This is a genomic window from Peribacillus frigoritolerans (genome assembly GCF_030676415.1).
In the GTDB taxonomy this organism is placed as follows: Bacteria; Bacillota; Bacilli; order Bacillales; family DSM-1321; genus Peribacillus; species Peribacillus frigoritolerans_A.
In genome coordinates, this window is sequence record NZ_JAUUTW010000025.1 from 73380 (window position 1) to 83851 (window position 10472).

Genomic DNA, 10472 nt, shown 5'->3' on the forward strand with positions numbered 1-10472 from the left:
TTGCTGAATAGTTTGATAGAATAAAATAAATGAAAAAGACTATGTGCAACTGGCGAAACACGGATAACCGTGAGGGAACACATAGTGTCGTAGCCGTTCGCCTGGGCAGAGGTAAGGGATTTTATCCCTTGCCTCTTTCTGTATATTAACAGATAGTGAAGGTTTAAAGTATGCAGATTTTCATGGGCTTAAAAATCTTGTCAGTATTTTGAAATTTCAAAACTATCATAATCAAAAGAGGAGCAAACAAAATGAGCACATTACTTTTAGAAAAAGTCAAAACGATCAAAGCGTTAAATAATATTGCCGAAAGCGGGCTAAATGTATTCAACAAAGGCGATTTTAAAGTCGACAATGACAGTGAAAACCCTGATGCGATCGTTCTTCGCAGCTTTAATATGCATACTATGGAATTCGGCGATCAGTTAAAAGCAATCGCAAGGGCAGGGGCAGGAGTCAATAATATTCCGGTCGACAAGTGCACAGAGCAAGGAATTGTCGTTTTCAATACACCTGGTGCTAACGCAAACGCTGTAAAAGAAATGGTGCTGACGTCATTAATGGCTTCATCCCGTAACCTGTTTGCCGGTGTGGCCTGGACAAAGACGCTGGAAGGCGAAGGAGAACAAATTCCAAAGCTTGTTGAAGCAGGAAAGAAACAATTCGTTGGTAAAGAAATCAAGGGAAAAACTCTTGGCGTAATCGGTTTAGGAGCGATCGGTGCACTTGTAGCGAATGATGCCCTGGATTTGGACATGGATGTCATTGGGTTTGACCCGTTCATCTCTGTTGATACAGCTTGGAACTTGTCCCGCAATGTACAGCGCGCCATGACGATTGAAGAATTGTTTGCAGAATCTGATTATATTACCGTACACGTTCCATTAACAGACGACACAAGAGGAATGTTTAACCAAGAAACATTCAGCATCATGAAGCCGGGCGTACATATCTTGAATTTCTCACGCGGCGAGCTAGTGAATGAAAATGATATGCAAGCTGCACTTGAAAGCGGAAAAGTAGGCAAGTTCATTACAGACTTCCCGAATGAAAACGTGTTGAAAATGAAAAATGTCGTTCCAATTCCGCATCTTGGTGCCTCTACACTTGAATCAGAGGAAAACTGTGCCATCATGGCAGCTCGTCAGTTGAAGACCTTTTTAGAAACAGGGAACATCAAGAACTCTGTGAATTTCCCAAATACTTCCATTCCTTATACAGGAAACCGTCGTGTGGCAACTTTCCACGAAAACGTTCCGAATATGGTTGGGCAAATCACACTGGCTGTATCAAGCTTTAATCTGAATATCGCTGACATGGTTAACAGAAGCCGTGGGGAATATGCATATACGATCATCGACATTGACGGTGAAGTAAACGGCGATATCATTCCTGGCTTGGAAGAAAAAATCAAACAAATCGAAGGCATCGTTACAACTCGTATCATCTAAATTGAACAGTAAGACTTTCTTGCTCAAATGATAAGTGAAAGCCTCAATTCCTTTATGGAGTTGGGGCTTTTTTTAGGCTTTGTTCATGATTATTGAACAAAAAAAGCCACTTATTGTGGTGATCATATTAAACTGACTCACGTGTTGAGACCTAGGGATTACAACGAACTCAGCCTGGCACGTTATGCCGGGCAGCTCGATACATCCAGTTGAAGTTAAAACTTCTTCCATCACGAATTGCTTAGCATCGAAATTCCCCATGATCTAAAAATTTGTCAGGGTTACACCTCCGTTTTTTCTTCATAATGTACAAATAACATCAAGTAGATTGCGAATAGAAGATGCAAATAAAGTGGAATATTCTTATCGTTTTGAATGGCAATAAATATGTAAATTCCATATAGCAAAATTGGAATGGTTAAAAGGATTCTGAGCTTAGTCATATGTCATCCTCCCATTTATCCTCAACTATTAATACATCAAGCATTTGAGCCACTTGAAAATCCTTTTCTGCTATTGCATTTATTAAACTTGTACAATTATTTTCCCTAAGAACATCTGCTAATAATTGTAAATCCATTGTCATTACTGCTGGTTTCATAGTTTCACCCTCCTAATTTACCAAATATTCTGTCACCTCTGTTACTACAATAGTATGAAGTACAGGGAAAATGCTGTCAATCTATATTCCATCTGTACTCATTTTGAGTTAATCGATTCAAAAGTTATCTGCCAAAATCACTATCTCATATATCTATCTACTTTAGTGAGATAGGTAAAAAGGTACCTTTCTTTATTCAGAAGGCACCCCCCAGGCATCTGGATTACATCAAAATGTAATAATATGATGGGAAATTCAATTAAAACATTTGAAAAGATGCCGTATCAAAAAAGTAATCCCAAAATTCTCAACCAACCTGTCCGTTCAATATGACTTTTGTTAATTTCCTCTAAGTAAAAGAATCGCCCCTATGAAATACCGAGACGATTCCTTATGTTACACACCCTTTCTACACAGAATGGATTACCCTATATTGTTCTTCCCCCAAAATTCTGATGCTGATGAAGGATATTCGATGTTAAAAAAGCTCCAACAGGAGGCAATTGCTGGGGATAGGCATTACCACTAACAGGATATTCATTCAGAGCTAGATCAGTAGTGGCAATCCACGATCCAGACTCACCTGCTTGTAGAGAGGGAGGCTTCATAAGAAACCGTCCTTGTAGAATAAAATGTCGAATCCTAATCTGTTGATCTTCAATTATGGTTAAATTGCCAGAGAATGTGGCATAAGGTGAATCAAATGTGATTTGTTTGGTGCTTTCATTCCAAAATCCATTAATCGGAATGGGTCTGCCACGAAAATTAACCGTACCAATTACCCTATTATCTGTAATGGAATGAATGGTAAGTGTGCCCCAAATAATCGTTCTGCCAGCTATTGAAGAGTGGATACCCCATACAGATGGGAATGGAAAGCTAATTGAAGCAGTTCCCTGTGAAGTTACCAATGCTATGCCCTCCCTTAAAGGTGGTTTATGTTCTGAGGAAGCTCCCTTGTTTAAAGGAATAATCCAGTATATGCACCACGGGCAGAATAATCCAATAAACAAAGGTGAAGTATTACATCCCTGCCTGTAACTGCATTCACTCCGACCCTTAAAATATTTGATGCAAAAAAATGGATTGAACATGTTGGGCAGGGAAGGAATGGAGGGAAATGGGGTAAGTGTGGCGAAAGTAATCAATAGAATGTGTTGAAGATAGCATCAAGACCACAACATGAAATAAAACTGCAAAAGAACTTGAAGGATGCTGAAGACAAACGTGTTAAGAGAAACAGCTTAAAAAAAGAAACTGTAATAGATCGTAAAAAATCATGAAGGAGTGACGGATATGCACAAAAGAGATTGTTCCAAATTGAAATGTCAGTGTTTCATCGTACCTAACTATATTCTTGAGAATTTGGCACAAAATGAAGTGGAAGAAGCACGGATCAGTTTAGCGAAAAGCCGTCAAATGCGCAGGCGCAGAATTTTGAAAGAATACGATATTGACGGTGTTGTCGCTTTAACCGATGCAGGATCTGGACGTCAAGGTGAATCTGCCCGCCATGTTTACGATTGTAAAGGGGGAACGAAACTTCGGGAGAATGAGGCCAGGAAAGAAGGAGATCGATCTAGTGCAGATCCTGTCGTTAACGCTGCATACGATTATAGCGGAGTTGTGCGTGACTATTTCAAGGATGTATTGCACCGTAATTCAATTGATAACCAAGGCCTGGATCTCATTCTGAACGTTCATTATGGGAATAAATTCACGAATGCCTATTGGGACGGAGATGAAATGGTATTTGGTGACGGCGATGGGGTCATCTTTAGCAATTTTGCCAATTCACTCGATGTCATTGGACACGAACTGACACATGGGGTTACGCAGTTCACAAGTGGATTGGAGTATGAAGGTCAGTCCGGGGCTTTGAACGAACATCTTTCAGATGTGTTTGGTGTTGCCATAAAACAATTTCACTTAAAGCAAACTGCAGGAGATGCCGATTGGCTAATCGGTGCTGATATAATGGGACCGACACTGAAAGGGCAGGCACTCCGTTCGATGAAAGCGCCAGGTACTGCATTTGACAATAAGTTAATGGGGAAAGATATTCAGCCTGATCATATGAAGAACTTCTATAAAGGAGAACGCGATAATCATGGTGTCCATATCAATAGCGGCATACCAAACAAGGCCTTTTATCTAGTATCCATGGAGATCGGAACGGACAAAGCGGCTTTGATCTGGTTCCATGCGATGCAGAATTTATTTGCAACGGCAAATTTCAATCAATTCGTGCAAATTGTCATCAAGGCAGCGCAAAAACTTGTTGATAGCGGAGAAGTTACGAAAACAGCCATCAAGACAATTGAAAATGCTTTTAAAGCGGTGGGACTGCCTGAGTAGTCAAATTCCATGAATAGGAGGCTTCATCTACCATGCATATCAAATTTAGCTGCATAGGGGGATTTGCCAACCTCGATTTGAAATTCCAGATAGATACAGATGAATTGCCGGAAGAGCAAAATGAGGAATTACAGAACTTAATGAAGACAGCCGACCTACCTAATGCTGTAACCGAAAGTAAAATGGCTGGAGCTAAAGCGAAAGGAGCGGACTCGTTTTCATACCAACTGGATATAGCCAATGAAAAGAATAAGCAGTCTTTCTCATTTACTGACATAACAGCTCCAGAGGAAGTACGGCCCTTATTGGATTATTTACGGAATTTAGCAATTGAAATGAAGATGGCCGAATAACCACGTCAAAAAAGTCTATCATCCAGATAGACTTTTTTGACGTGGTCTTAAAACTTCACAAAAATGTCATTTCATTTCACTTTTATATGGATTTTGGCTGTTTGTTCTCTAAATGGACACAGAATAACAAGAAAATAGTGATCTAGAGCAGTAGATTTGAAAAGGAAATTGGAAAGTATAGCCCTTTGATGAGATTTTGTAAAGAGTTAGTCATTCAAACAGGTCATTTAGTCACAAAAGGGAACGAATTTCAATAGAGGTAAATTCAGATGGATTTTACAAAAAATGCATAAAATAGGATAATGGTCGCATGGAGGTGTATGACATATCAAGAAATGAAAGTGACGATAAAAGAAAACAAAAACCCCTAGGTGAGTACGTCCGGTCAGACAATCACCTAAGGGCCTGCGAGCAGGAGTATACCTGCCTCTATGTCCAGTATACTCCATAAAAAGGAATAGTGAAATGGGGAGTGAATGGAAGGATGATACGAAAAAACTATTTATTGAATATGGAAACGGTAGGAATGGTGGAGCGTTACGATGCCAATGGTGTAGAGATGACTACGGTAGTGGAAGGAGAGAATACATTCCATGTTGCACAACCGCGCCAGGAAATCCTGAATAACACGTTAAACCATTTTGGATTGGATCTGGATGGCGGACTTGCAGCAGCCAAATCCGTGCTTGGCGGTAAATACAGGCTGCCCGTCTGCATAAACGCCCAGCTGGGAATGGTCTGGTTCTCCTCACGCTCATTCCGGAAAAGAGGAGGCGTCTGGTTTTCCTATATCCACATTCGTGACTTGGAGGAAATGAACGAAAAAGAAACGCTGGTCCACACAAACTATGGACATTGCCTTCCTGTAAACTTAAGCAAAAATCAGCTCGCCTTCAAAAGGGACCAAGCATCCTATCTGCATACGACCTTCCATGAACGCTCATTAGGCAAAAAGACCTTTTATTACGAACCGGGAAGCGGAATCACCTTTTGCAAAGAACCTGGGGAGGTTCATTACAGGGTGAAAGGGAAGGAATAATAAGATGAGAGGCAGCCGCCGAATTGGCGGTCTTTTCTTCGTAGTAGATAAAGTGAGAGCAGGTTTCATTTAAGGGCTATGTTAAAGGTAAAGGTCGTCTGATAAAAAAGCTTCTACTTAAACTAACGGAGAGACTTAGTTGAACAAACAGGATTTGTTTTCCGATTTATAGAAAGTACTATTAGGGAGGGGTATTTAGATGTCAAACCATGAAAAAGAAGAAAGGCTAACAGGAGGGAATGTCTCAAAGGTTTATCGTTCGGGAGATACCGTTCGAAGAGAATTAAAGCCGGATAGTCCTAAAATTCATAAGTTATTAGAGCATTTGGAGAACAAAGGTTTCAGTTATGCACCGAAGTTTTTAGGTATTGATGAAAAAGGAAGAGAGATATTATCATTTATTGAAGGAGAAGCTGGTATTTATCCTTTAAAAGAATACATATGGTCTGATGATGTCTTAATGGAAATAGCGAAAATGCTCCGTTTTTATCATGATTCTGTGAGTGATTTTTCATTTGATGAAAGCTGGCAATCCATAGATAACACCCCCCAACAATTTGAGGTACTATGCCATAATGATTTTGCAATTTACAACATTATTTTTAATCATGAAAGACCAATTGGAATTATTGATTTTGATAATGCTGGACCTGGTCCAAGAATTTGGGACATAGCTTATACTCTTTATAATTGCGTCCCCTTAAGTAGATTTTATCTTTCAGAAGCAGGTGAGAAAATTTATTATCATTCATTACAGCATCCTAACCTTATAAAACAAAGGGTTAGATTGTTTTTTGAATCTTACGGTGAGGGAATAGAAGAAGATTATTTGGAAATGGTATTGCTGCGATTAGAAGGATTATGTAAAACAATAACAAGAAAAGCCAGTGAAGGTGACATTGCTTTTCAAAAGATGATAGATGAAGGGCATCTTGAACATTATCAAAAGGATATTGAATTTATTCATAAAAATGGAAAAGAGTGGATCTAAAGATGTGTTAAATGAGCTAGGAGATAATTTACCAAGTTCACCTTTAATGTGAATTCATTGGTGAAAGACCTTTTAAAAGAAAGGTCGGAAGGTGCGAGACTCCTGCGGGAAAAGCGAGTCCAGGGGAGACCTCGCAGGCGCAAAGGGCGGACCGCCCGCGGAAAGCAAGTGCCTGGAGAGGAAGTTCATTTTTGTACAAAACTAAAAAAACGGAAGCTAAAGCCAATACAGGTCTTTAGCTTTTTTCTCGTGGTTTATCTTCCACTAACCCAATTTAATTCAATAAGACATCTTTTTTATCTTTCAAACCTTCCAAAATGTGTATTTTCTCGATTTATAAGTGCATCCCCAAGATTGATTCTGTTCATAAGTCTTTCATGGTCCGAAGGAAAACGTTCTTTAACATTTGCAACTCCCTCTATTGTTGGGATATTACCATTAGGCACAGGACGTTCTTCTCTTTGAAATCCGGGGTTCAAACTATCATTAATCATTACAGGTCTGTCAATTGTATCGTTGTCATTATTAGTAGTGGGATTATTAGCTGGATCTTTACCAGGGTTCCCGGCATTATTAAATGGATCATTGTTATCTTGTGGCATATATTTCACTCCTTCGCTTATATTATCCGCTGATAGCATTAATCTATTCGCACGCTGTACATATCCCTTATTTATCCTGTTTTTTCTAATCCGCAACAACGCCAATTCTCTTGAATGGTCAACAAGTACGAAGGGGCAAAAGGTTTTTTTATGCTTTTAAAAAAACTTATAAATATTATGATTGACTTACATTTTAATTTGTCTTACAATTTCAATGTAAATAGTCGAAACATTCAATCAAATGGAAGGGGAGCTTTTTTAATAAATCTGATTCACTTCAACATGAAGCATGACAACATACTGCAGCGTAAACTTTATGTCAATTCCGGAAATGACCTAAAGTTCTGTCATAATTTCAATATCTGATTGTCCAGAGTTATCAAAGTATTAATGCTTTAGAAAAAAATGAAAGCGAATACAATACTCTTTGGGATGGAGTGAATAACATGAAAAATCAATCGAATCTTGCTGAATCCACTGTGATTGTTCCTGAGGTCATAAGTAAAAAACCAAATTTCATCACGAAGTTTAAAACATCCTATGGTCCGGGAATCCTTGCCGTGTTAACGTGGCTTGGAGCCGGGGATCTGGTAACTTCTTCTGTTGCCGGGGCGGATTATGGATATAGTTTAATGTGGATTTTAGCTCTGTCATTAATTCTTCGTTTTCTTATCGTCAATATTATTGCCCGGTTCCAGCTGTGTAACACAGAGGGGTTAACCATTCTTGAAGGCTATGGACGTATTCACCCATTTTTCGGTTACTTCATGTTTGGTTATGCATTAATCATGGGTCATCTTTTTAATGCCTATATGATTAAGGGAGCGGGAGAGGTATTATCGACCCTATTCCATGTTAATCAGCCATTCTTAGCTTCAATGGTAGTTGTAGGATTAGTGTTTATGCTTATAGGCAGGAATATTTATAATAGAATTGAAAGTGTAATGAAAGTGCTTTTGGCATTATTGACCATTGCTTTCTTGTTCCTGGCGATTCAAGCAACACCGGATGTGGGGCAAATCATTAAAGGGACGGTTGGTTTTAGCATTCCAAGTGATACTGGTGTACATGGAGCATTATTGGTGGCGATTTCAATTATCGGTGCAGTGGCAGGATCGATTTCGAACTTTGTACATCCATATTTCATGAGGGAAAAGGGGTGGACGAAACCGAGTCATGTAAAGGTTCAAAGAAATGATTTACTGTTTGCCATCGGAGTTTGCATTGTGATTAATTTGGCCATTTGGGTTGTTGGAGCAGAAATTTTAAAACCGAATGGAATTCATGTGGAAACGATTGATGACTTGGCAATGGCATTACAAATGTCGTTAGGACAATTTGGTTGGTACATTTTCTATCTTGGTGTATTTGGTGTATTATTCGCGAGTGTAGTAGGCAAGTCAACGGGTTTTCCAAGATTGATAGTAGATGCCTTTTACGTAATAAATAAGGATCGTCGCGAAAAGTACAATGGTAAATATGAAAAAGATCCAATGTATAAATGGGTTATGATTTTTGTATTAGTTACCCCAATCATTTGGTCGATTCCCGGCATGCCTGGTTTCATTGCATTGACAATCGGTGTAAATGCAATAAACATAATCGGTTTTCCGATTATCGCAATTGGAATGCTGGTGCTATCAAATCAAAAAAGCTTGATGGGAAAATATAAAAATAATTGGTTCGAAAATATTGTTCTAACTTTAGCTTCCATTTTAGCTGTGTGGTCCGCGGTTCAATTAGCTACTACCTTTTTTTGAAATAATGGTAGATTATAGGTAGAGGTGTTTTGAAACATGAAGGTTATGTCACATTTGATCCCGATGGGGTCCTACTTTATTGGAAGTGAGGTATCAATGATGAAACCGAAAGTAATCATCTATAAGAAAGTGGATCAAAAAGTGCTGGATTATATTCAAGAGACTTGTGACGTCGTTTATTTTGAGGGTCTTGACTCACAAAATTATCCTGAATTTCTTCAAGAGCTGAAGAACGCACAAGGTATATTAGGCTCAGGATTAAAAGTGGATAAAACTTTACTGGATCAAGCACCGCAATTAAAAATCGTCTGTAATTCGTCAGTTGGTTACGACAATTTGGATGTAACCGAGTTGTCCAGTCGAGGAATCATGGCTACGAACACTCCCGAGGTATTGAATGAGACAGTCGCAGATACGATTATGGGCTTGATGCTGTCCACAGCGAGAAGAATGCCTGAGTTGGATCAACTGGTAAAGTCAGGGCAATGGACATCGAATATCGGAGAAAAATGGTTTGGGTTGGACGTCCATCATAAAGTATTAGGCATTATCGGTATGGGCGGAATCGGCTCTGCCGTTTCAAAAAGGGCCCGGTTTGGATTCGATATGAAGATCTTATATCACAACAGATCCAGAAATGAAGAAGCGGAACAAAATTATGGAGCTTCATACTGTTCTCTGGAAGATCTGTTAAAGCAATCTGATTTTGTCTGCTTGATGACACCGCTCACTCCCGAAACTGAAAAGATGATGGGGGAAAAAGAATTCAAACTCATGAAAGAGACCGCCATTTTCATCAATTGTTCTAGAGGGAAAACCGTTGATGAAGAAGCCTTGACCCATGCGCTTAAAACTGGTGAAATTCACGCGGCAGGACTGGATGTTTTTGTACAGGAGCCTGTCCAGGAAGACAATCCACTGCTTTCCATGAAGAATGTCGTCACTTTGCCTCATATCGGTTCCGCAACATATGAAACCCGCCTGAAAATGGCGATGCTGGCCGCAACCAACCTTGTAGCTGGATTACAGGGCGAAACTCCGCCTACCTTGATTAAAACTGGTGTGAAGGTAAAGTGATTTTTTAGATGGCATTTATAAGTTACGTTGGATAGCCTTATTGGGGGCTATCCATTTTTCGTTCCGGATTATCATCCTGCAAAGCAAAAAAAAGCCCTCTCTATAAAGGAGGGCTCAGACTGTAGACAAACTCGATGAAAATCGAGTTTGTCTATTTTTATGGCTTGTACAATTTGGACGTTGATTTCCACTCCAGGCACTCGCTTTCCGCGGGCGGTCGGGGAGCCTCCTCGGCTTTCG

Annotated in this window: 11 protein-coding genes and 1 riboswitch; of the genes, 7 read left to right on the forward strand and 4 right to left on the reverse strand. The window is 39.5% G+C overall.

Annotated elements, in window-relative coordinates; all coding sequences use genetic code 11:
- Positions 1-35: 35 nt before the first annotated feature.
- Positions 36-114, forward strand: a riboswitch (ZMP/ZTP riboswitch).
- Positions 115-251: 137 nt separating this feature from the next.
- On the forward strand, positions 252-1451 hold the full coding sequence (locus tag Q8G36_RS20710; protein ID WP_305161648.1) for a phosphoglycerate dehydrogenase: 1200 nt from the start codon (positions 252-254) through the stop codon (positions 1449-1451).
- 281 nt (positions 1452-1732) lie between these two features.
- On the opposite strand, the gene Q8G36_RS20715 is transcribed toward Q8G36_RS20710, so the two are convergent.
- The 3 genes from Q8G36_RS20715 to Q8G36_RS20725 all read right to left on the reverse strand — a co-directional run bounded on the left by Q8G36_RS20715 (position 1733) and on the right by Q8G36_RS20725 (position 2963).
- The gene (locus Q8G36_RS20715) at positions 1733-1894 is read right to left on the reverse strand and encodes a hypothetical protein (protein WP_305161647.1); all 162 of its coding nucleotides are present in this window, start codon (positions 1892-1894) and stop codon (positions 1733-1735) included.
- Positions 1891-2052, reverse strand: a complete 162-nt coding sequence (locus Q8G36_RS20720) for a hypothetical protein (RefSeq protein ID WP_305161646.1) — start codon at positions 2050-2052, stop codon at positions 1891-1893. The genes Q8G36_RS20715 and Q8G36_RS20720 overlap by 4 nt, the downstream gene beginning before the upstream one ends.
- Positions 2053-2480: 428 nt before the next feature.
- Positions 2481-2963: a hypothetical protein gene (locus tag Q8G36_RS20725; RefSeq protein ID WP_305161645.1), complete on the reverse strand. Its 483-nt coding sequence runs from the start codon at positions 2961-2963 to the stop codon at positions 2481-2483.
- A gap of 385 nt (positions 2964-3348) precedes the next feature.
- On the opposite strand from Q8G36_RS20725, the gene Q8G36_RS20730 reads away from it, so the two are divergent.
- From Q8G36_RS20730 to Q8G36_RS20745, 4 genes are all read left to right on the forward strand, one after another.
- Positions 3349-4410 carry a M4 family metallopeptidase gene (locus Q8G36_RS20730; RefSeq protein WP_305161644.1) on the forward strand — a complete coding sequence of 354 codons (1062 nt, stop codon included), beginning with the start codon at positions 3349-3351 and terminating at the stop codon, positions 4408-4410.
- 32 nt (positions 4411-4442) lie between these two features.
- A complete protein-coding gene (locus Q8G36_RS20735; protein ID WP_305161643.1) occupies positions 4443-4763 on the forward strand; it encodes a protealysin inhibitor emfourin in 321 nt (106 codons plus the stop codon).
- A gap of 484 nt (positions 4764-5247) precedes the next feature.
- Positions 5248-5802: a competence protein ComK gene (locus tag Q8G36_RS20740; protein ID WP_305161642.1), complete on the forward strand. Its 555-nt coding sequence runs from the start codon at positions 5248-5250 to the stop codon at positions 5800-5802.
- Positions 5803-6001: 199 nt separating this feature from the next.
- Positions 6002-6793 (forward strand): phosphotransferase, encoded by a 792-nt coding sequence (locus tag Q8G36_RS20745; protein ID WP_305161641.1) that lies wholly within the window; start codon positions 6002-6004, stop codon positions 6791-6793.
- Between the two features lie 296 nt (positions 6794-7089).
- Here the strand turns inward: Q8G36_RS20745 and Q8G36_RS20750 are convergent, their stop codons facing one another.
- Positions 7090-7395: a hypothetical protein gene (locus Q8G36_RS20750; RefSeq protein WP_305161640.1), complete on the reverse strand. Its 306-nt coding sequence runs from the start codon at positions 7393-7395 to the stop codon at positions 7090-7092.
- A 446-nt stretch (positions 7396-7841) separates the two neighbouring features.
- Here Q8G36_RS20750 and Q8G36_RS20755 point away from each other — a divergent pair, with 446 nt between their 5' ends.
- Positions 7842-9155 carry an Nramp family divalent metal transporter gene (locus tag Q8G36_RS20755; protein WP_305161639.1) on the forward strand — a complete coding sequence of 438 codons (1314 nt, stop codon included), beginning with the start codon at positions 7842-7844 and terminating at the stop codon, positions 9153-9155.
- A gap of 99 nt (positions 9156-9254) precedes the next feature.
- A complete protein-coding gene (locus Q8G36_RS20760) occupies positions 9255-10232 on the forward strand; it encodes a 2-hydroxyacid dehydrogenase (protein WP_305161638.1) in 978 nt (325 codons plus the stop codon).
- Positions 10233-10472: the final 240 nt, after the last annotated feature.

Excerpts from the sequence above, each read along its gene's own strand:
- Q8G36_RS20710 (WP_305161648.1), top strand. The coding sequence starts at position 252 with ATGAGCACATTACTTTTAGAAAAAGTCAAAACGATCAAAGCGTTAAAT.
- Q8G36_RS20715 (WP_305161647.1), bottom strand. The coding sequence starts at position 1,894 with ATGACTAAGCTCAGAATCCTTTTAACCATTCCAATTTTGCTATATGGA.
- Q8G36_RS20720 (WP_305161646.1), bottom strand. The coding sequence starts at position 2,052 with ATGAAACCAGCAGTAATGACAATGGATTTACAATTATTAGCAGATGTT.
- Q8G36_RS20730 (WP_305161644.1), top strand. The coding sequence starts at position 3,349 with ATGCACAAAAGAGATTGTTCCAAATTGAAATGTCAGTGTTTCATCGTA.
- Q8G36_RS20735 (WP_305161643.1), top strand. The coding sequence starts at position 4,443 with ATGCATATCAAATTTAGCTGCATAGGGGGATTTGCCAACCTCGATTTG.
- Q8G36_RS20740 (WP_305161642.1), top strand. The coding sequence starts at position 5,248 with ATGATACGAAAAAACTATTTATTGAATATGGAAACGGTAGGAATGGTG.
- Q8G36_RS20745 (WP_305161641.1), top strand. The coding sequence starts at position 6,002 with ATGTCAAACCATGAAAAAGAAGAAAGGCTAACAGGAGGGAATGTCTCA.
- Q8G36_RS20750 (WP_305161640.1), bottom strand. The coding sequence starts at position 7,395 with ATGCCACAAGATAACAATGATCCATTTAATAATGCCGGGAACCCTGGT.
- Q8G36_RS20755 (WP_305161639.1), top strand. The coding sequence starts at position 7,842 with ATGAAAAATCAATCGAATCTTGCTGAATCCACTGTGATTGTTCCTGAG.
- Q8G36_RS20760 (WP_305161638.1), top strand. The coding sequence starts at position 9,255 with ATGAAACCGAAAGTAATCATCTATAAGAAAGTGGATCAAAAAGTGCTG.